The following is a 20,726-nucleotide window of genomic DNA, read 5'->3' as shown; positions in this document are numbered from 1 at the left end:
GTGAACGATGATGGATCATAAGGCGCCACTTTATGAATTGTTTGGTCTCACATTTAACTTGGCCAATGTATTGATGGTGACCATCACTTGTATCATTGTATTGGCCATCGCTATTGCGGCAACGCGCAATCTTTCGATGAGGCCGACAGGGTTGCAAAACTTTATGGAATGGGTTGTCGATTTTGTGAAAGGAATCATTAAAAGCAACATGGACTGGGAGACAGGGGGGCGTTTTCATTTACTCGGTTTGACGCTCATTATGTATGTCTTTGTCGCTAATATGTTAGGTCTTCCGTTCTCCGTGGTTGTCCATGATGAATTATGGTGGAAATCACCGACAGCTGATCCGGCCATTACGTTGACGTTGGCTGTGATGGTTGTAGCCCTTTCCCACTATTACGGCATTAAATTGCGCGGTGCTTCTGAATATTTAAAAGGTTTTACAAGCCCAATGTGGTTTATGTTTCCTCTCAAAATCATTGAAGAATTCGCCAATACATTGACACTTGGTCTCCGTCTTTACGGAAACATTTTTGCCGGCGAAATTTTGCTTGCATTGCTTGTCGGGGGGCTGGCCACCGGTGTCGGAGGAACGATTGCCGCAATCATTCCGACAATGGTATGGCAAGCATTCAGTATTTTCGTCGGGGCCATTCAAGCATTCATTTTCACCATGCTAACAATGGTATACATGGCGCATAAAGTCAGCCATGATCATTAATCTTCATCTTAATACATGTTTGTTTACTATCATTTTTAAAATAAATCAACTTTTTAAGTTAACAAGGAGGATATCTCAATGGGTGTATTAGCTGCAGCAATTGCTATTGGTCTTGCCGCACTTGGTGCGGGTATCGGTAACGGTTTAATCGTTTCTCGTACAGTAGAAGGAATCGCACGCCAGCCTGAAGCGCGTGGTATGTTGCAAACAACGATGTTTATCGGGGTTGCGCTTGTTGAGGCGATTCCGATCATCGCGGTCGTTATCGCATTTATGGTACAAGGAAGATAACGAATGGGGAGCGCTTGTTAACGAAATGTTAACAAGCGCCTTCAACAAAAAGAAAGGTCAAAGTCATGATGGCGAAGATCATTCGGTAAGAACCTTCGCCATTGCTTTATGTATAGCCTTGACATAGAGGAACGACCGATCAAGCAATGTCCGGTCAAGACGCAACGGCCGAAAGGAGTGAACGAAAACATGTTAGCAGCATTACAAACAGCGGCGCTCGGCGCAGCGGCTGGGCACGGCGCGGTCAACAGCGGGGACATCATTTTTCAGCTTGTCGCGTTTATTTTGTTGATGCTTTTGCTTCGCATATTTGCCTGGGGACCGCTCATGGGCGTCATGAAGCAACGTGAAGAGCATATTGCCAATGAAATCGACCAAGCGGAAAAACGCCGCCAAGAGGCAGAAAAGCTGCTTGAGGAGCAACGTGAGCTGCTGAAGCAATCGCGCCAAGAAGCGCAAACAATCCTTGAAAATGCTCGCAAGCTCGCCGAAGAGCAGAAGGAACAAATCGTCGCCTCGGCCCGTGCTGAAGCAGAGCGGGTGAAAGAAGCGGCGAAGCAAGAAATCGAGCGTGAAAAAGAACAGGCGATGGCTGCGCTCCGCGAACAAGTGGCTTCGTTGTCTGTCCTCATCGCCTCGAAAGTGATTGAAAGAGAATTGACCGAACAAGACCAGCGCAAGCTGATCGAAGCATACATTAAGGACATTCAAGAGGTAGGAGGAGCGCGATGAACCAAGAAGTGATCGCTAAACGGTATGCATCCGCTCTGTTTCAAATCGCGCTTGAACAACAGCAGCTGGACCAAATCGAAGAAGACATTCGCGCCGTGCGCCAAGCGTTGGCGGAAAACGGCGAGTTTTTATCGCTTCTTTCCAATCCGAAACTTTCCTTAGACAAGAAAAAAGCGCTCGTTCGCGAAGCGTTTGCCGGCGTTTCCGCTCCGGTGCAACATACGCTTTTGCTTCTTCTTGAGCGCCATCGCTTCGGCATTGTGCCTGAACTGGCCGAGCAGTTTATCGCCCTCGCTAACGACGCACGCGGTATCGCTGAGGCGGTCGCCTATTCGGCACGGCCGTTGACGGATGAAGAACTGCAGGCGCTTTCTGACGTATTTGCCAAAAAAGTTGGCAAAGAAACGCTCCGCATTGAAAATATCGTCGACCCGGAACTGATTGGCGGCGTGAAGTTGCGCATCGGCAACCGCATTTATGACGGCAGCGTCAGCGGACAGCTAGAACGGATTCAGCGGCAGCTCATTAGTTAACATTAGGAGACAGGGGTGAAAGGCATGAGCATTAGAGCGGAAGAAATTAGCGCGCTCATTAAGCAGCAGATTGAAAACTACGAATCGCAAATCCAAGTGAGCGACGTCGGTACCGTCATCCAAATCGGCGACGGGATCGCCCGCGTTCACGGACTTGATAACGTCATGTCCGGCGAGCTCGTTGAATTTGCCAACGGCGTTATGGGCATGGCGCTTAACTTGGAAGAAAACAACGTCGGTATCGTTATTTTAGGACCATACACAGGCATTAAAGAGGGAGACGAAGTACGCCGTACCGGTCGGATTATGGAAGTGCCGGTCGGGGAAGCGCTCATCGGTCGCGTCGTCAACCCGCTCGGTCAGCCAGTTGACGGCTTAGGCCCAGTGGAAACGACGGAAACGCGCCCGATTGAAAGCCCAGCGCCGGGCGTTATGGATCGGAAATCGGTTCACGAGCCGCTGCAAACCGGGATTAAAGCGATCGACGCTCTCGTGCCAATTGGGCGCGGGCAGCGCGAGCTTATTATCGGTGACCGCCAAACAGGGAAAACGGCTGTAGCCATTGACACGATCTTGAATCAAAAAGGCCAAGACATGATTTGTATTTACGTCGCCATCGGGCAAAAAGAATCGACGGTTCGTACGGTTGTTGAAACGCTCCGTAAACACGGTGCGCTCGACTATACAATCGTCGTCACCGCTTCGGCATCGCAACCGGCTCCGCTCTTGTTCTTGGCGCCGTATGCCGGTGTATCGATGGGCGAGTATTTCATGTATAAAGGGAAACACGTCTTAGTTGTCTACGACGACTTGTCGAAGCAAGCCGCTGCGTACCGCGAACTTTCGCTGTTGCTTCGTCGTCCGCCAGGCCGTGAAGCATACCCGGGGGATGTCTTCTACTTGCATTCCCGCCTGCTCGAGCGCGCAGCGAAATTGAGCGATGCCAAAGGGGCTGGCTCCTTGACTGCGCTTCCGTTCGTCGAAACGCAAGCGGGCGACATCTCCGCCTACATTCCGACGAACGTCATCTCGATCACGGACGGACAAATCTTCTTGCAATCGGACTTATTCTTCTCAGGCGTCCGCCCGGCGATCAACGCAGGGTTGTCTGTTTCGCGCGTCGGTGGTGCTGCGCAAATTAAAGCGATGAAAAAAGTATCGGGGACGCTCCGTTTGGACTTGGCGGCGTACCGTGAATTAGAAGCGTTCGCCCAATTCGGTTCCGACCTTGATAAAGCGACGCAAGCGAAGCTCGCTCGCGGAGCGCGCACGGTTGAGGTACTGAAACAAGACTTGCACCAACCGATTCCAGTCGAAAAACAAGTCGCTATCATTTACGCTCTGACGCGCGGCTTCTTGGATGACATTCCGGTCGAAGACGTGCGCCGTTTTGAAAAAGAATTTTTCTTGTGGCTCGACCAAAACGGGCAGCACTTGCTTGAACACATCCGTACGACGAAAGATCTTCCGAATGAGGAAGATTTCAATAAAGCGATCGAAGCGTTCAAGAAAACGTTTGTCGTTTCTCAATAAGGCTGACGGGGGCGTTTTGGCCCCCCGCGCCTGTTAGATCTCGTGCAGCAAAAAGGTGGTGAAACCTTTGGCATCGTTACGCGACATTAAAACGCGCATCAATTCGACGAAAAAAACGAGCCAGATTACGAAAGCGATGGAAATGGTCTCGACGTCGAAATTAAACCGCGCGGAGCAAAACGCGAAATCGTTCGTTCCGTACATGGAAAAAATGCAGGAAGTCGTAGCCAACGTCGCGCTTGGCGCCGGTGGCGCTTCCCATCCGATGCTCATCTCGCGCCCGGTGAAAAAGACGGGGTATTTGGTTATTACATCGGACCGCGGCTTGGCCGGAGCATACAACAGCAACGTGTTGCGCACTGTTTATCAGACGATTCAAGCGCGCCACTCTTCTCCGGACGAGTACGCCATCATCGTCATCGGCCGCGTCGGATTAAACTTTTTCCGCAAACGGAACATGCCGGTTATTCTCGACATTACCCGCTTGCCGGATCAGCCGTCGTTTGCCGATATTAAAGAGATTGCTAACAAAGCGGTCGGATTGTTTGCCGACGGCACGTTTGATGAACTGTATATGTACTATAACCATTACGTGAGCGCGATCCAGCAAGATGTGACGGAACGGAAGCTGCTTCCGCTCACCGATTTGGCTGACAACCAGCAGCGCACGATGTACGAATTTGAACCGTCGCAAGAAGAAATTTTGGACGTCTTGTTGCCGCAATATGCGGAGAGCCTCATTTACGGCGCGTTGCTCGATGCAAAAGCGAGCGAACACGCCGCCCGGATGACAGCGATGAAGAACGCGACCGACAACGCGCATGAACTCATTCGCACGTTGACGCTTTCCTACAACCGCGCTCGCCAAGCTTCAATCACGCAAGAAATTACGGAAATTGTCGCCGGGGCAAACGCCTTGCAATAGCGGACTAGCAAGTTAGGAGGGAAAACGATGACAAGAGGACGCGTTATTCAAGTCATGGGTCCGGTTGTAGACGTCAAGTTCGAAAACGGTCACTTGCCGGCCATCTACAACGCCCTGAAAATTCAACATCAAGCGCGCAACGAAAACGAAGTCGACATCGACTTGACATTGGAAGTCGCCTTGCACCTTGGCGATGATACAGTACGGACGATCGCGATGGCGTCCACTGACGGTTTGATCCGCGGCATGGAAGTCGTAGACACTGGTGCGCCGATCTCGGTGCCGGTTGGCGATGTCACGCTCGGCCGCGTCTTTAACGTCTTAGGTGAGCCGATCGACTTGCAAGATGACATTCCGGCTGAAGCCCGTCGCGACCCGATTCACCGTCCGGCGCCAAAATTCGAGGAATTGGCGACGGAAGTCGAAATTTTGGAAACCGGGATTAAAGTCGTCGACTTGCTTGCCCCGTATATTAAAGGTGGTAAGATCGGCTTGTTCGGCGGTGCCGGCGTAGGGAAAACGGTCTTGATCCAAGAGTTGATCCATAACATCGCCCAAGAGCACGGCGGGATTTCCGTCTTCGCTGGCGTCGGTGAACGGACGCGTGAAGGAAACGACTTGTACCATGAAATGAAAGATTCCGGCGTTATTAGCAAAACGGCCATGGTGTTCGGACAAATGAACGAGCCGCCGGGAGCACGGATGCGTGTTGCGTTGACCGGCTTGACGATGGCCGAATATTTCCGTGATGAGCAAGGTCAAGACGTGTTGCTCTTTATTGACAACATTTTCCGCTTCACACAGGCTGGTTCGGAAGTATCAGCGTTGTTAGGCCGCATGCCGTCTGCCGTTGGTTATCAGCCGACATTGGCGACGGAGATGGGTCAATTGCAAGAGCGGATCACGTCAACGTCGAAAGGCTCGATCACCTCGATCCAGGCGATTTACGTTCCGGCCGACGACTACACTGACCCGGCTCCGGCGACGACGTTCTCGCACTTGGATGCGACGACGAACCTTGAGCGGAAGCTCGCCGAGATGGGGATTTATCCGGCCGTTGACCCGCTTGCTTCGACATCGCGTGCATTGGCACCGGAAATTGTTGGCGAAGAGCATTACCAAGTTGCTCGTCGCGTACAACAAACGTTGCAACGCTATAAAGAACTGCAAGACATTATCGCCATCTTAGGGATGGACGAACTGTCAGACGAAGACAAGCTCGTCGTCCACCGTGCCCGCCGCATTCAATTTTTCTTGTCGCAAAACTTCCACGTGGCGGAACAGTTCACGGGCCAACCGGGTTCGTACGTACCGGTTAAGGAAACGGTGCGTGGCTTTAAAGAAATTCTGGATGGAAAATATGACCACCTTCCGGAAGATGCGTTCCGCTTAGTCGGCCGCATTGAAGAAGTTGTCGAAAAAGCGAAAGCTATGGGTGTCGAAGTGTGACCCGGGATAGGGGGATTGGACAATGAAAACGATCCGTGTGAGCGTCGTCACTCCTGATGGCCCGGTATACGAAGGCGATGTGGAAATGGTAAGCGTGAAGGCGAAAAGCGGAGAACTTGGCATTTTGCCGGGACACATCCCGCTTGTCGCCCCGCTCGAGATTAGCGCGGCCCGTCTGAAAAAGGACGGCAAAACAAGCTATGTTGCGGTCAGCGGCGGCTTTTTAGAAGTCCGCCCGGACAAAGTGACGATTTTGGCCCAAGCAGCTGAACGCGCGGAAGACATCGATGTCCTTCGTGCCAAAGCAGCAAAAGAGCGGGCGGAACGCCGTCTGCAAAGCCAGCAGGATGATATCGACTTCAAGCGGGCCGAACTGGCGTTAAAACGCGCCATGAACCGCTTGAACGTTGCTGGAATGAAATAAGCAGAGAAGCGAATGCTTCTCTGCTTTTTTTATGGCTTGTCCGATCTGTCGACTCACTATGACTTGGCGGTTTTTCGCGATTTCCTACAGTGTTGGCAGTGATAACCCGAAGTTTTGCTGACACGACTGGATATAAATGTTATAATGAAATCGATGAAATTATTTAAAAATTTTATCATTAACATCATACGTATGTAATAAACCGGGAAGGGGGCGAGCTGGTTGAGCAACATTTATGCCAATAGTTATTTGATTGTCTTTGTCTTTCTTTGCCTTGGGGTGTTGCTTCCGATCGGGGCGCTTACAATCGGACGATGGCTGCGGCCAAACGTGCCGGATGAGGCAAAGGCAACGACGTATGAAAGCGGTAACATCCCGTTTCATGACTCGCGCATCCAGTTTCAAGTTCGTTATTACTTATTTGCTTTGTTATTTGTCATTTTTGACGTCGAGACAGTGTTTTTATACCCATGGGCCGTTGTCTATGATCAACTCGGCCTATTTGCTTTAGTGGAGATGATCATTTTCATCGTTTTGCTTGCCATTGGCCTCATTTATGCTTGGAAAAAGAAGGTGTTACGATGGATGTAAAATGGGATGGTATGACCTTCGATGAAATGGAAGAAGTAAAGCGCAACGTGTTTTTTACGACGCTGGAGCAGTTAAAAGGATGGGCGCGAAGCAACTCGCTCTGGCCGCTGACGTTCGGTCTTGCCTGTTGTGCGATTGAGATGATGGCAGTCGGTGGCGCCCATTATGACCTTGATCGGTTTGGTTCATTTTTCCGCGCCTCGCCGCGGCAATCAGATGTCATGATCGTTTCCGGAACCGTGACGAAAAAAATGGCACCACTTTTGCGTCGGTTGTATGATCAAATGCCGGAGCCAAAATGGGTGATCGCCATGGGGTCGTGTGCGACGGCGGGAGGACCGTACGTCAAATCGTACAGCGTCGTGAAAGGGGTTGACCAAATTGTCCCAGTCGACGTGTACATACCTGGCTGTCCGCCGAACCCTGCGGCACTGATTTATGGCATTCATAAATTAAAAGAAAAAATCCGCTTGGAAGCCAAAACGGGGAAGAAGGTGTTGTAACCGATGGATGAGGAAAAAGATTTGGCCCAGCGCAAAAAAGAAGCAGCCGAGCGGGCGAGACAGATAGCGCGCGAACGGCTGGCCGCCAAGCAAGCAGCCGAACAGGCCAAGTCAGCCGCTGATCACGGCGACACGTCAACCGGAGAATTGAAAACGCCTTCTGACTTGTCCACCGATTCGGTAACTGAAGGGTCGGATGCGGCGCAGCCGTCATCAGCGGAAGAGCTCGCTGCAGCAAAAAAGCGGGCCGCAGAAGAAGCGCGAGCGAAAGCGGCGGAACTGCGACGACAGCGTGAGGCGGCCGCGACCGGGGGCGCGACGGAAGAAGACCTGGCTGCGGCGAAGAAAAAAGCGGCAGAAGAAGCGCGAGCGAAAGCGGCGGAACTGCGGCGACAGCGTGAGGCCGCTGCGGCCGGAGGCACGACGGAAGAAGACCTGGCTGCGGCGAAGAAAAAAGCGGCAGAAGAAGCTCGAGCGAAAGCAGCGGAACTGCGGCGACAGCGTGAGGCGGCCGCGACCGGAGGCGCGACGGAAGAAGACCTTGCCGCGGCGAAGAGAAAAGCGGCAGAAGAGGCCCGAGCGAAAGCGGCGGAACTGCGACGACAGCGTGAGGTGGCCGCGACCGGGGGCGCGACGGAAGAAGACCTGGCTGCGGCGAAGAAAAAAGCGGCAGAAGAAGCGCGAGCGAAAGCGGCGGAACTGCGGCGACAGCGTGAGGCGGCCGCGACCGGGGGCGCGACGGAAGAAGACCTGGCTGCGGCGAAGAAAAAAGCGGCAGAAGAGGCCCGAGCGAAAGCGGCGGAACTGCGGCGACAGCGTGAGGCGGCTGCGACCGGAGGCACGACGGAAGAAGACCTGGCTGCGGCGAAGAAAAAAGCGGCAGAAGAAGCGCGAGCGAAAGCAGCGGAACTGCGGCGACAGCGTGAGGCCGCTGCGGCCGGAGGCACGACGGAAGAAGATCTCGAGTTAGCGAAGAAAAAGGCGGCAGCGGCTGCCAAAGCGAAGGCAGCAGCGCTAGCCAAACAAAAGGCGGCCGCGGCGGGAAGCGATGACGAGCTGGCGAAGAAAAAAGCTGCGGCTGCAGCGAAGGCGAAAGCTGCTGCCGCGGCGAAAGCGCGGGCTGCCGCTATGGCAAAACAGCAAGGCGACGGTGCTGGCGATGATGATACGGCGAAACAAAAGGCAGCCGCCGCTGCGAAGGCAAAAGCAGCAGCCGCCGCCCGCGCCAAGGCCAAAGCCGCTGGCGCTAGAGGCGGAACGGAACAGCCGTCTTCCCCGTCGCCGAACGATCCGCTGCTGCAAAAGTATGTCCGCGTTATTGAGGAACATCTTGGGCCGGATGTGCTCGAAGACGCCTATATCAACCGGTTGGCGAAAGACGTGCCGACGCTTGTTGTCAATAAAGAAGCGTATTACAAAGTGGCTGAGTTTTTAAAATACAATGAGCAACTCCGGTTTGATTATTTGTCCGAGTTGCACGGCACCGATTTTCAGACACATATGGAAGTGTACGTCCACTTGTATTCCTATCCGAAACGGCAACCGGTGGCGCTCAAAGTGAAAATCGACCGCGACAACCCGGAAATCGATTCGCTCGTCCCGCTTTGGCCAGGGGCGAACTGGCCGGAATGCGAAGCGTACGATTTGCTTGGCATCCGATTCCGCGGCCACCCGAACTTAATCCGCATCTTCCTAGGGGAGCAATGGGTCGGGCATCCGCTGCGCAAAGATTACGAGCCGTATGATGCGGAGGTGTGAACGATGCTGCGCACAGAAGAAATGATCTTAAACGTCGGCCCCCAGCACCCAAGTACGCACGGGGTATTTCGCCTCATTTTAAAAATTGACGGTGAAATCATCCAAGAAGCGACGCCGGTCATCGGCTACTTGCACCGCGGGACGGAGAAAATCGCTGAAGGGCTGCAATATACACAAATCATCCCGTATACCGACCGGATGGACTATTTGTCGGCGATGACGAACAACTATGTGCTTTGCCATGCGGTTGAAACCATGATGGGCATTGAAGTGCCGGAGCGGGCCGAGTATTTGCGCGTTCTCGCGATGGAGCTTGGGCGAATTGCCAGCCATCTCGTCTGGTGGGGGACGTATTTGCTTGACCTCGGCGCGACGAGCCCGTTTTTGTATGCATTCCGCGAGCGCGAAATGATTATTAATCTATTAAATGAGCTGTCCGGGGCGCGGTTGACGTTTAACTATATGCGCATTGGCGGCGTCAAATGGGACGCGCCGGACGGCTGGATCGACAAAGTGAAACAGTTTGTTCCATACATGCGGGAAAAACTAGCCGGCTACCATGACCTTGTCACCGGCAACGAGATTTTCCGTGAACGCGTCACCGGCGTCGGGAGGTATACGAAAGAAGAAGCGATCAGTTATTCATTAAGCGGGGTCAACTTGCGGTCGACCGGCGTCAAATGGGACTTGCGCAAAGATGAGCCATATTCAGTCTATGACCGGTTTGATTTTGATGTTCCGGTGCGCGAGGGCGGCGACTGCCTTGCCCGCTATGAATGCCGGATGGCAGAAATTGAACAGTCGCTTCGTATTATTGAACAGGCATGTGAGCAGTTTCCGGCCGACGGGCCGATTATGGGCAAAGTGCCGCGCATCATTAAGGCGCCGCCGGGTGAGACGTTTGTCCGCATCGAAGCGCCGCGCGGCGAGATCGGTTGCTATATTGCGAGCGACGGCAAAAAAGAGCCGTACCGTCTCAAATTCCGGCGCCCGTCGTTTTACAACTTGCAAATACTCCCGAAGCTGCTTAAAGGAGAAAATTTGGCCAACGTCATCGCCATTCTCGGATCGATTGACATTGTGCTCGGGGAGGTCGACGGATAATGGAACAATGGCTCGAATCGGCGCCAGGCTGGACGAATGTCGCCGTCTTCTTCGGGCTTGGGGCGCTTTTGCTGCTAGTCGTGCTCGGGTTCGTCACATACGCCATTTTGGCGGAACGGAAAGTGATGGGATTTATGCAAGGGCGCATCGGCCCGAACCAAGTTGGCGGCCGTCTAGGGCTGTTGCAAACGGTCGCTGACGTATTAAAGCTGCTGTTAAAGGAAGATACAATTCCGAAAGCGGCTGACCGCCCGCTGTACGTGTTGGCGCCGATCATCGCCTTTACGCCGTCATTTATGGTGTTGGCGGCGCTGCCGTTTACCGATGCGTTCCGATTTGCCGATATCGGCGTTGGCCTATTGTACTATATTGCTGTTTCTGGATTAACCACGATCGGCGTTGTCACCGGCGGCTGGGCATCCAACAACAAATACGCCTTGCTTGGCGGCATGCGCGCGGCAGCGCAAATGATTTCATACGAAATTCCGCTCGTCATGTCGGCGCTTGGCGTCGTGCTCTTGGCTGGAAGCATGAATTTGGTCGACATTGTCACAGCGCAAGACAACGTTTGGTTTATTTTTGCCCAACCGCTCGCCTTCTTGATCTTCTTTATTGCTGCAGTGGCTGAGTTGAATCGGGTGCCGTTTGACTTACCGGAGGCGGAATCTGAGCTTGTTTCCGGATTTCACGTCGAATATTCCGGATTCCGTTGGGCGTTCTTTATGCTTGCTGAGTATGTCTATTTGTTTGCGATGGCCGCTTTGATTACGATTTTGTTTTTAGGCGGTTGGCACCCAGTTGCGTTTCTCGGCTGGATTCCTGGCTCTGTCTGGTTTGCGCTTAAGTTTTGTGCCATCGTCTATGTCTTGATCTGGTTTCGCGCGACGTTCCCGCGCGTGCGCGCCGACCAGCTGATGGAGTTTGCCTGGAAAGTGCTGCTTCCGCTTTCGCTCGTCAACATCGTGTTGACGGCTGTGATTAAATCGTTATTCTTCTAAAAAATGAGGCGCCTGCCTTGTGAGAGAGGCGGCCGCTATCCATAGGCACGGCTTCTTTCAAGGCAAGAGGCCGTGCCGGAACGCCATTTTTCCCATGAGAGGGGTTGGACGGATGATCGGGTTAGTAAAAGGATTAGCGTATACGTTAAAAGAATTGACGCGCGAAAAAGTAACGTACAAGTACCCGCATGAGCCGCTCCCGCTCCCGGACCGGTTTCGCGGCATCCAAAAATTTTATCCGGAAAAATGCATCGTCTGCAATCAGTGCATGAACATTTGTCCGACGCAATGCATTCAGCTGACCGGGAAAAAACATCCCGATCCGACGAAAAAAGGGAAAGTGATCGAGACGTACAACATTAACTTTGAAATTTGCATTTTATGCGACTTATGCACGGAAGTTTGTCCGACGGAAGCGATTGTCATGACGAACAACTTCGAACTCGCTGAATACAGCCGTGATGCCCTGTATAAAGATTTGACTTGGCTCGATGAAAACGACACGAACGTAAGAAGGGAGAATAAGCCGTGAGCGGAACCGACATTGCCTTTTTCCTGCTTGCCCTTGCAGCCATTGCTGGCGGGGTGACGATGCTTCAACTGACGAACGTCGTCCATATGGTGATCGCCCTCGTCATGACGTTTTTGGGCATCGCTGGGCTGTACGTTCTGCTTTCTGCTGAGTTCGTCGCCGTCGTGCAAGTGCTCATTTATTCTGGAGCCATTACGATCATTATGCTATTTGCCATCATGCTGACGCGTCATCACGCCGACGACAAGGAGCGTCAAACGACGGGCGGCGTTTGGCATAGAGCGGTTGCCGCCATCTCTGTTCTCGCCTTTGGTCTTGCCGTTTATTTTGGCATCCGCCGTCTCGATTTCGGCGCTGATGGCAGCGCGTTGGCGACTGATAACGCGCGCGAAATCGGCAAATGGCTGTATTCGTATTATACGATTCCGTTTGAAATCGTGTCCGTCATTTTGCTCGTCGCCTTGATCGGGGCGATCGTGCTGGCGAAAAAAGACGGCAAGGGAGCGGAAGATAAATGACATTATCAGCTTATTTAGCGTTAGCGCTCATCTTGTTTTGCATTGGGCTGTATGGGGCGCTCACGAAACGAAATACGGTCATTGTCCTCATTTGTATCGAACTGATGTTAAATGCGGTCAACATCAATTTCGTCGCTTTTGCCAAATACGGCGCCCATCCCGGCGTTCACGGGCACGTGTTCGCATTGTTTGCGATCGCCATAGCGGCGGCGGAGGCGGCTGTCGGATTGGCAGCGCTCATCGCCTTTTACCGCAACCGCAAAACGGTTCAAGTCGATGAAGCCAATTCATTGAAACATTAGAAAAGGGGATGGGGAAAGATGATGAACCTAGCTTGGGTTGTACCGCTGTTCCCGCTTTGTTCATTTGCTTTGTTGCTGTTGTTCGGACGGAAATGGAAGAAAGCGAGCGCCTATGTTGGCATTGTTGCCACGCTTCTGTCGTTGCTTGCGGCGCTCGGCGTACTGGCCGGACGCCTCGGCGGAACGACATATGAAGCGAACTGGACATGGATGCAGATCGGTGACGTGACGTTGACGGCCGGGTTTTCCGTTACAGCGTTAAACGCATGGATGCTCGTTGTCGTCGCTTTTGTCAGCTGGCTCGTCCATATTTATTCGCAAGGCTATATGGCCGGGGATGAGCGGTTTTCGACGTTTTATGCGTATTTAGGCTTGTTTACGTTTGCCATGCTTGGACTTGTGCTGTCGCCGAACTTGCTACAGGCATACATCTTTTGGGAGCTCGTCGGGCTCGGGTCGTTTTTGCTGATCGGCTTTTATTTCTACAAAGAAGAAGCAAAAGCGGCCGCGAAAAAAGCGTTTATTATGACGCGCATCGGTGACGTCGGCTTTTTTATCGGTATGTTGCTGTTGTTTTGGCAGACGAAAAGCTTTGACTACGACGACATTTTCCGCGCCGTCGGCGACGGCACGCTGTCGCCGGGCATGACGACACTGACGGCTATCCTCATTTTCATCGGCGCCATCGGCAAGTCTGGGCAGTTCCCGCTTCATACGTGGCTCCCGGATGCGATGGAAGGGCCGACGCCCGTGTCGGCGCTCATCCACGCCGCGACGATGGTGGCGGCCGGGGTGTACCTTGTGGCGGCGTTGTTCCCGCTCTATGAGGCAAGCGAGGCTGCCATGATGACCGTGGCGGTCATCGGTGGGGTGACAGCGATTTTTGCGGCGACGATCGGTTTGGTGCAGACGGACATTAAACGTGTCCTCGCTTACTCGACGATTAGTCAGCTCGGCTATATGATGCTTGCGCTCGGCTCGGGCAGTTATGTCGCCGCCATCTTCCATTTGACGACGCACGCCTTTTTCAAAGCGTTGCTCTTTTTGGCCGCCGGCAGCGTCATTCACGCCGTCCATACGCAAAACATTGAAGAAATGGGCGGGCTTTGGCGCCGGCTGCCGTGGACTGCACCGCTCTTTCTTGTCGGGGCGCTATCGATTAGTGGAGTGCCGCTGTTTGCCGGCTTTTTCAGCAAGGATGAAATTTTAGCGGCCGCTTGGTTGAACGGATCGGTTGAGCTCTTTTGGCTGGCGGTAGCGGCGGCGCTGTTGACATCATTTTATATGTTCCGGCTCTTTTTCCTCGTCTTTACTGGTGAGGCGCGCCATGATGGAGATGCTCATGAAGCGCCGATGTCGATGGTCGGACCAATGGTCGTTCTCGGCGTATTATCAGTCGCTTCGGGATACATTCAAACCCCTTGGTTTGGATCGTTTCTCGGTGAGTGGCTGACCGATGGGGCGTACCATCATGAAGCAGCGCCGGGATGGATCGCTGTTGTGGCGACGATTGTGTCGCTTGCGGGGATTCTCCTTGCCTGGCTGATGTACGGGAAGCGGACTGTGCCGCGCGACTGGTTATCCGCGCGTGCACCGCACGGGTACGAATTGTTGCGCCGTCACTATTACGTTGATGACTTTTACCGGTGGACCGTTGTGGCGCTTGTGTCATTCATTAGCCGCCTGTTGGCATATGTCGACCGTTACCTTGTGGAAGGGATCGTTCGGCTTGTCACCGGCACGGTCAGTGCCGCTGCTTCCGCCGGATCGCGCGGGCAAAACGGGCAAGCGCAGACGTACGGGGCGGTGACGGTGGCTGGCTTGGCCATTTTGGTCGTCATCTTCGCGTTGACAGGGGGGTACTGGCTATGAGCTTTTTGTCGCTGCTCGTCTTTTCGCCATTGTTAGGTATCATTTTGCTGGCGTTTGTCCGCCGAACGGATACGAAAACGATTCAATGGCTCGGGACGGCTGCCACCGTGCCACCGTTATTGCTGGCGTTGTTTGCTTTCATTCGGTCGGGGAGCGGTTTTCGCCTCGAGCAGCTCGATGAATCGTACGATTGGGTGCGACTTGCCAACCTCCCGTTTTTCACGGACGCGGCGTATGTGATCCGCTATGAGCTCGGCATCGATGGACTGTCGCTTCTCTTTATCGTCTTGACCGCCGTGCTCGGGACATTGGCCGCTGTCGCTTCTTTGCTTATCAAAGTGGAGAAAAAAGGGTATTTTATGTGGCTGCTCGCGTTGGAGATCGGCATGCTTGGCGTGTTTGTCGCCGCCAATTTCATCTGGTTTTTCCTCTTCTTAGAGGTGACGCTTGTCGCTATGTTTTTGCTCGTCGGCAAATGGGGTGGCTTCGAACGAGAACGGGCAGCATACGGTTACTTGCTGTACAACGGACTTGGCTCGGCGCTGTTGCTTGTCGTGATCGCAGTGCTTGTCGCTCGCACCGGAACGGCGAATTTCGCCTTGCTTCATGAAACGTTACATAATCCGGTCGCCGAAGGGCAGCTGATCGCCCCATTGACAGCAGAAGCGCGGTATTGGCTGCTTGGTGGGTTGCTGTTGGCGTTTGCCGTCAAGCTACCAGCTGTTCCGCTTCACCGTTGGCTCGTCCGCGTTCACGTCGAAGCACCACCACCGGTTGTTATGCTTCACGCCGGGGTATTGCTGAAAATTGCAACATACGGGATGATTCGTTTCGGGATCGGCCTGTTTCCGGACGAGTTTCGCGCCTTCGCCGGTGCCATTGCCGTGTTGGGGGTCATCAACATCCTATACGGTGCGTTGTTGGCGCTTCGGCAGCGCGAGTTAAAACATGTGCTTGCTTATTCGAGCGTATCACACATGGGGGTCGTGCTTGTCGGCCTTGGTGCGCTCAATGAGGCCGGCATTCAAGGAGCAGTGTTTCAATCGGTTGCCCACGGGCTCATTGCCGCCTTGTCGTTTTTACTCGTCGGTGTTCTCGCCAACCGGATCGGAACGACCGATATTCACCGCCTTGGCGGGCTAGCAAAAGCAATGCCGATTTTTTCCGGGTATTTGTTAACGGCGGCGCTTGCCTTGCTCGGGTTGCCGGGGCTCGCCGGATTTGTCGGCGAATTGACTGCTTTTCTTGGACTTTTTGAAACAAAGCCGGCCCTTGCGGCGGCTGGGGCACTCGGGTTGATTTTCGCCGCCGTTTATTCGCTGCGGGCCATTCTTGATATCACGTTTGGCCACACCCGCGAGCGATATGAATCGACGTTGGGCCTGCGTGGGTCGAAAGAGTCTGCGGCGAGTGTAAGTGAGCCACGTGTCATCGATTTGCAAGCAAAAGAAGCCGTACCGGCGTTCGTCCTCGTCGCCTTGATCGTGGCGGTCGGCGTGTACCCGCAGCTATTGGCTGAGCCGCTTGCCACCGTGCTGGAGACGATGATGAACGGGTTAGGGGGTTGATCGACATGAACGATGTGTGGCAAGCAAATTGGAGCATGATGACACCCGAATGGATCGTCCTCGCGGCAGCGCTCGTGCTGCTATTGATTGATTTGGTCATGCCGAAGGAACGAAGCCGCCGTCCGCTCGCTTGGGGCGCTGCCGCTGGAGCGGTGCTCGCGCTCATTGCGACGGCGGCCATGATTCCGGCTGATCCGGTTTCGATTTTGCACGATACGTTCCGGCTCGATGGCTTTGCGAAAGCGTTCAAGCTCATCCTATTAGCCGGCGGGGCCCTCGCGCTTCTTCTTGTTGCCGAGTGGGAGCCGAAAGAGGGGAGTCATTACCGCGGGGAATTTGCCTATATGATGCTGTTTGCTTTGCTTGGAGCGATGATGACAGCGTCAAGCGGCGATTTGCTTACCTTGTTCGTCAGCATTGAACTTTTGACGGTATCGTCGTATGTTTTGGCCGGCTTGCGCAAAACCGCAACAGCGTCGAATGAGGCCGCGCTGAAATACGTCATTAACGGCGGCATCGCCACCGCCATCATGCTGTTTGGCATGAGTTATGTGTTCGGCTTGACCGGGACGACGAATCTCGGTGATATCGCACGTGAGCTGCAAGAGACGAACGAGCCGTATATGCTTGCTTTGGCCTTCCTTCTTTTACTGATTGGCGTTTCGTTTAAGTTAGCGACCGTCCCGTTCCATATGTGGGCGCCGGACGTGTACGAAGGGGCACCCGTTCCGGCGACGGCGTTTTTCAGCGTCGTGTCGAAAACGGCTGGTTTTGTTCTTCTTCTTCGCCTGTTTGTGACGATCTTTGCCGCTGCGCCGGCGGAAGGCCGGGATCCATCGTCGCTCTTGTTATCGATGCAGCCAGTGATCACCGTGTTGGCGGGGCTGACGATGATTATCGGCAACGTTGTGGCGCTCCGGCAGCGGAGCTTAAAACGGTTGCTTGCCTACTCGAGTATCGCCCATGCCGGTTATTTGCTCGCCGGGTTTGCCGCGATGTCGTGGGCGATGATCGATTCGCTTTGGATTTACTTGCTTGCTTATGTGTTTATGAATATCGGGGCATTTGCCATCGTGGCGCATATCGTTAACGAAACCGGCTCTGATGATTTAGCTGGGCTCGCTGGCTTATACCGACACCGTCCGCTTTTGGCCGCGGCGCTCGGGCTGTTTTTGCTCTCGCTCGCCGGCATTCCGGGGACGGCCGGATTCATTGCCAAGCTCTATTTGTTCATCGGCCTTGTCGTCACCGAACCGGGTCATTACGTGCTCGCTACGGTGATGGCGGTAACGACTGTCGTCTCGTACGTCTACTATTTCAACTTGCTCGTCCAGCTCTTTTTCCGTCCGGCTTCTCTCGCGCCGTTGCGTCGTTTGCCGGCCGGGTTGTCAACTGCCGTAGTTCTTTGCGCGCTCGGGACACTGGCGATCGGTTGGGTGCCAGATCTTGCGTACGATGTGCTTGCCCAGTTCGGACATTTTGGCGATTTTTTGCCGTAACGGTACAATAAGGGGAGGGGAACACCTCTCCTCTTTTTTATTTCGAATGGGAGTCCATCTCCTCGAAAGCAAGGGGGTGAATGGATGATGATGCCTGTTATCGGCCAACAAGCGTTAATTTCGATTATCGTCCATTTGGCGTTTATCGCCGTGACATGGTGGACGCTGCAGGCAGTGCGGATTGATGTGTTGCTGAAGCCGAACCGGGTCGTCCAAGGGCGGCTTTTGTACATTTTGCTCACGATCGCCATCGGCTCGACCGTCGCGAATTTTTTCCTTGACTATTTGGCGTGGTCGACCGATTTGCCGTATTTGTTCCGCGATTGAGGAAAATGGGGGCGAACGAGCACGGAAGCAGGGGTATGCTTCATCGTGCTGCCTCACCTCTTGGCTGGCAATGGTTTTGTCCCGTTCGCTGCCCCGCTGGCGATCCGAAACATATGCAAGTGATCGACGCATTTCGAGCGTCGATGCGCCCTCGTTCGCTTTTTCGTGTCCACCGTACACCTAGCCGTGGCGCCTTCTGCCTTAGTGAGCAGCTTTGCCTGCTCGCTCTTTTTTTATGTAAGAAAACGATTTCGAAGATGGTCCGTTGTCGATTTTTTTGACGTATGTTCCCTTGTCTGGTGGCAACAATAACAAGTAAGGAGAGGAAGGGAACGAAGATGAGAAAAAAACGGATGAAATGGTTAATGGCGCTCGTGCTCACGAGCTTGTTTTTAGCCGCGTGGCAGTATCGGACGGAAGGCGTGCGGGGAGACGAATGGTCGGTACCGATGGAAACGATGGCGCACACATTAACGAAACACGGTGCTTCGCTTGGTCGATGGATCATTTACACAAGAGAGTATGCCCACGATATTCAAAATGATGCGGACTTTTTCAAAAAAATGGACGAGCTGAAACAAACGTATCGTTCGTTTCATTGGTCGTTTGAAAAAACGAGCCATGGGAAAAAAGCGATCGGCACAAACGAATCCCCCTTCTTCCAAGAACAAATTCAGCTGGTAATGACCGTCGCAAATGGGACACCGCAAACGTATATCCTCTATGAAGCAACAGGCCCAACATGGAGCCAAACTAGGTGGAAAGAAGCAGCACAACACATTCAAACAAAGACGAATGGATTATTTGTGAACAACCCCACATTTTATGCTTGTATTGAAGGCGAATTCAGTGATAATATGAAAGGTGGTTTACTCGAACAGGCTTCCCAATTGCTACGAGACTTTCAAGCGACGCCTGTTGAGTGGCTGCGGGAAGAGTCATTCGTCTCCCTGTCTGCATATACTGGGCAGTGGAAGAACGTTCTCCCGGCGGCCAATCACCAAGACATCAATGTACAACTTGCTTTGAGAGAAAGATTGGGCGGCAAGACGCGTGTCGTTGTTGGAACCCCAATCATTACCATTGAATATTAATATAGAGAAATTGGACGCGGAGGGGAATATCTTGGAAAAGATCATCGTCCGTGGCGGAAACCGGTTGAGCGGCACCGTCAAAGTGGAAGGCGCAAAAAATGCCGTTTTGCCCGTCATCGCTGCCACCTTATTAGCCAGTAAAGGAACAAGTACGATTCATGATGTGCCTGCTCTTTCCGATGTATATACGATCAGCGAAGTGCTCCGCTATTTAGGCGCTGATGTGCGCATCGCCGGCAATGCTGTAATGGTCGATGCCACCGGTCCGTTAACGGTGGAAGCGCCGTTTGAGTATGTTCGGAAAATGCGTGCTTCCGTGCTCGTGATGGGACCGCTGTTGGCTCGCAATGGCCGGGCCCGCGTTGCGTTGCCAGGTGGTTGTGCCATTGGTTCGCGCCCGATTGATCAACATTTAAAAGGCTTTGAAGCGATGGGGGCCTCCGTGAAAGTCGGCAACGGCTTTATTGATGCAGAAATCAATGGTCGTCTCCGCGGCGCGAAAGTGTATTTGGACTTCCCGAGCGTCGGAGCGACAGAAAATATTATGATGGCGGCCGTGCTCGCCGAAGGCACGACCGTGATTGAGAACTGTGCCAAAGAGCCGGAAATCGTTGATTTGGCGAACTTTTTGAATGCGATGGGTGCCAAAATACGCGGTGCCGGCACCGGAACGATCCGCATCGAAGGGGTCGACGAGCTTGTCGGTACGGCGCATACGGTCATCCCGGACCGCATCGAAGCTGGCACGTTTATGGTCGCAGCCGCCATCACTGGTGGCAATGTCCTCGTGCAAGGAGCCGTTCCCGAACATTTAAGCTCACTCATTGCGAAGTTGGAAGAAATGGGCGTAACGGTTATCGAAGAGGAAACCGGCGTGCGTGTCATCGGGCCGGAAACGTTGAAAGCAGTCGATATTAAGACGATGCCATATCCTGGGTTTCCAACCGACATGCAGTCGCAAATGATGGCTCTCTTGTTAAAAGCGGAAGGCACAAGCATGATCACCGAGACGGTATTCGAAAACCGCTTTATGCATGTGGAAGAATTCCGCCGGATGAACGCGGATATTAAAATTGAAGGACGCTCTGTCATTATTAACGGCCCGTGTCAGCTGCAAGGCGCTGAAGTGGCGGCTACCGATTTGCGCGCCGCTGCTGCTTTAATTTTGGCTGGTCTCGCAGCCGATGGTTATACGCGCGTAACCGAGCTGCGTCATCTCGACCGCGGTTATGTCCGCTTCCATGAAAAGTTGGCTGCGCTTGGGGCCGACATTGAACGCGTCCGCGAAGAAACGAAACAACTCGACCAAGTCGAAGCAATCGAATGGAACGGATAATGGCGAAAAAACGACCGTGAACTACCTTGGGTAGGGAATGGTCGTTTTTATTCTTTCTGTCCGCACCTTCCCCGCTTACTAGCGAACGTCCCCCCCCTGCTTTGTCGGAGAATGAA

At 53.4% G+C, this 20,726-nt stretch carries 22 protein-coding genes; all 22 read left to right on the top strand.

What is annotated here, in order from left to right:
- Positions 1 to 10: 10 nt before the first annotated feature.
- The 22 genes from atpB to murA all read left to right on the top strand — a co-directional run bounded on the left by atpB (position 11) and on the right by murA (position 20,610).
- Entirely contained in the window at positions 11 to 721 is a 711-nt protein-coding gene (gene atpB, locus NSQ22_RS17750) for a F0F1 ATP synthase subunit A (protein WP_011888399.1), read from the top strand.
- A 78-nt stretch (positions 722 to 799) separates the two neighbouring features.
- Entirely contained in the window at positions 800 to 1,012 is a 213-nt protein-coding gene (gene atpE, locus NSQ22_RS17745) for a F0F1 ATP synthase subunit C (RefSeq protein WP_003253662.1), read from the top strand.
- Between the two features lie 189 nt (positions 1,013 to 1,201).
- Complete coding sequence (gene atpF, locus NSQ22_RS17740; protein WP_008880697.1) at positions 1,202 to 1,744, top strand: F0F1 ATP synthase subunit B; 543 nt, start codon at positions 1,202 to 1,204, stop codon at positions 1,742 to 1,744.
- Positions 1,741 to 2,277: a F0F1 ATP synthase subunit delta gene (locus tag NSQ22_RS17735; protein WP_008880696.1), complete on the top strand. Its 537-nt coding sequence runs from the start codon at positions 1,741 to 1,743 to the stop codon at positions 2,275 to 2,277. The genes atpF and NSQ22_RS17735 overlap by 4 nt, the downstream gene beginning before the upstream one ends.
- A gap of 24 nt (positions 2,278 to 2,301) precedes the next feature.
- On the top strand, positions 2,302 to 3,810 hold the full coding sequence (gene atpA, locus NSQ22_RS17730; protein WP_011888397.1) for a F0F1 ATP synthase subunit alpha: 1,509 nt from the start codon (positions 2,302 to 2,304) through the stop codon (positions 3,808 to 3,810).
- Positions 3,811 to 3,877: 67 nt separating this feature from the next.
- On the top strand, positions 3,878 to 4,735 hold the full coding sequence (gene atpG, locus NSQ22_RS17725) for an ATP synthase F1 subunit gamma (RefSeq protein WP_008880694.1): 858 nt from the start codon (positions 3,878 to 3,880) through the stop codon (positions 4,733 to 4,735).
- A 27-nt stretch (positions 4,736 to 4,762) separates the two neighbouring features.
- A complete protein-coding gene (gene atpD / locus NSQ22_RS17720; protein WP_008880693.1) occupies positions 4,763 to 6,184 on the top strand; it encodes a F0F1 ATP synthase subunit beta in 1,422 nt (473 codons plus the stop codon).
- A gap of 22 nt (positions 6,185 to 6,206) precedes the next feature.
- The gene (locus NSQ22_RS17715) at positions 6,207 to 6,608 is read left to right on the top strand and encodes a F0F1 ATP synthase subunit epsilon (protein ID WP_008880692.1); all 402 of its coding nucleotides are present in this window, start codon (positions 6,207 to 6,209) and stop codon (positions 6,606 to 6,608) included.
- A gap of 222 nt (positions 6,609 to 6,830) precedes the next feature.
- Positions 6,831 to 7,199 carry an NADH-quinone oxidoreductase subunit A gene (locus NSQ22_RS17710; RefSeq protein WP_008880691.1) on the top strand — a complete coding sequence of 123 codons (369 nt, stop codon included), beginning with the start codon at positions 6,831 to 6,833 and terminating at the stop codon, positions 7,197 to 7,199.
- The gene (locus tag NSQ22_RS17705) at positions 7,190 to 7,702 is read left to right on the top strand and encodes an NADH-quinone oxidoreductase subunit B (RefSeq protein WP_008880690.1); all 513 of its coding nucleotides are present in this window, start codon (positions 7,190 to 7,192) and stop codon (positions 7,700 to 7,702) included. Before NSQ22_RS17710 ends, NSQ22_RS17705 begins: the two co-directional genes overlap by 10 nt.
- A gap of 3 nt (positions 7,703 to 7,705) precedes the next feature.
- On the top strand, positions 7,706 to 9,460 hold the full coding sequence (locus NSQ22_RS17700; RefSeq protein WP_339263963.1) for an NADH-quinone oxidoreductase subunit C: 1,755 nt from the start codon (positions 7,706 to 7,708) through the stop codon (positions 9,458 to 9,460).
- 3 nt (positions 9,461 to 9,463) lie between these two features.
- Positions 9,464 to 10,564 (top strand): NADH-quinone oxidoreductase subunit D, encoded by a 1,101-nt coding sequence (locus NSQ22_RS17695; protein WP_008880688.1) that lies wholly within the window; start codon positions 9,464 to 9,466, stop codon positions 10,562 to 10,564.
- Complete coding sequence (gene nuoH, locus NSQ22_RS17690; RefSeq protein WP_029761126.1) at positions 10,561 to 11,562, top strand: NADH-quinone oxidoreductase subunit NuoH; 1,002 nt, start codon at positions 10,561 to 10,563, stop codon at positions 11,560 to 11,562. The genes NSQ22_RS17695 and nuoH overlap by 4 nt, the downstream gene beginning before the upstream one ends.
- 112 nt (positions 11,563 to 11,674) lie before the next feature.
- Positions 11,675 to 12,094 (top strand): NADH-quinone oxidoreductase subunit NuoI, encoded by a 420-nt coding sequence (nuoI, locus tag NSQ22_RS17685; RefSeq protein WP_008880686.1) that lies wholly within the window; start codon positions 11,675 to 11,677, stop codon positions 12,092 to 12,094.
- Positions 12,091 to 12,612 (top strand): NADH-quinone oxidoreductase subunit J, encoded by a 522-nt coding sequence (locus NSQ22_RS17680; RefSeq protein WP_008880685.1) that lies wholly within the window; start codon positions 12,091 to 12,093, stop codon positions 12,610 to 12,612. Before nuoI ends, NSQ22_RS17680 begins: the two co-directional genes overlap by 4 nt.
- Positions 12,609 to 12,914: an NADH-quinone oxidoreductase subunit NuoK gene (gene nuoK / locus NSQ22_RS17675; protein WP_008880684.1), complete on the top strand. Its 306-nt coding sequence runs from the start codon at positions 12,609 to 12,611 to the stop codon at positions 12,912 to 12,914. The genes NSQ22_RS17680 and nuoK overlap by 4 nt, the downstream gene beginning before the upstream one ends.
- An 18-nt stretch (positions 12,915 to 12,932) precedes the next feature.
- Positions 12,933 to 14,786 (top strand): NADH-quinone oxidoreductase subunit L, encoded by a 1,854-nt coding sequence (gene nuoL, locus NSQ22_RS17670; protein WP_060476305.1) that lies wholly within the window; start codon positions 12,933 to 12,935, stop codon positions 14,784 to 14,786.
- Positions 14,783 to 16,354: an NADH-quinone oxidoreductase subunit M gene (locus NSQ22_RS17665; protein WP_081157425.1), complete on the top strand. Its 1,572-nt coding sequence runs from the start codon at positions 14,783 to 14,785 to the stop codon at positions 16,352 to 16,354. The genes nuoL and NSQ22_RS17665 overlap by 4 nt, the downstream gene beginning before the upstream one ends.
- Before the next feature lie 5 nt (positions 16,355 to 16,359).
- Positions 16,360 to 17,853: an NADH-quinone oxidoreductase subunit NuoN gene (gene nuoN, locus NSQ22_RS17660; RefSeq protein ID WP_008880681.1), complete on the top strand. Its 1,494-nt coding sequence runs from the start codon at positions 16,360 to 16,362 to the stop codon at positions 17,851 to 17,853.
- Positions 17,854 to 17,940: 87 nt separating this feature from the next.
- Positions 17,941 to 18,180: a DUF1146 family protein gene (locus NSQ22_RS17655; RefSeq protein WP_011888389.1), complete on the top strand. Its 240-nt coding sequence runs from the start codon at positions 17,941 to 17,943 to the stop codon at positions 18,178 to 18,180.
- A 338-nt stretch (positions 18,181 to 18,518) separates the two neighbouring features.
- The gene (locus NSQ22_RS17650; protein WP_008880679.1) at positions 18,519 to 19,274 is read left to right on the top strand and encodes a YwmB family TATA-box binding protein; all 756 of its coding nucleotides are present in this window, start codon (positions 18,519 to 18,521) and stop codon (positions 19,272 to 19,274) included.
- A 31-nt stretch (positions 19,275 to 19,305) separates the two neighbouring features.
- Positions 19,306 to 20,610 (top strand): UDP-N-acetylglucosamine 1-carboxyvinyltransferase, encoded by a 1,305-nt coding sequence (murA, locus tag NSQ22_RS17645; protein WP_011888388.1) that lies wholly within the window; start codon positions 19,306 to 19,308, stop codon positions 20,608 to 20,610.
- The last annotated feature ends 116 nt before the right edge of the window (positions 20,611 to 20,726 follow it).

This window comes from Geobacillus sp. FSL K6-3411, assembly GCF_037965715.1.
GTDB lineage: Bacteria > Bacillota > Bacilli > Bacillales > Anoxybacillaceae > Geobacillus > Geobacillus thermodenitrificans.
Note: the sequence above shows the minus strand (reverse complement) of the source record. Positions and strands in the feature narration are given on the sequence as shown.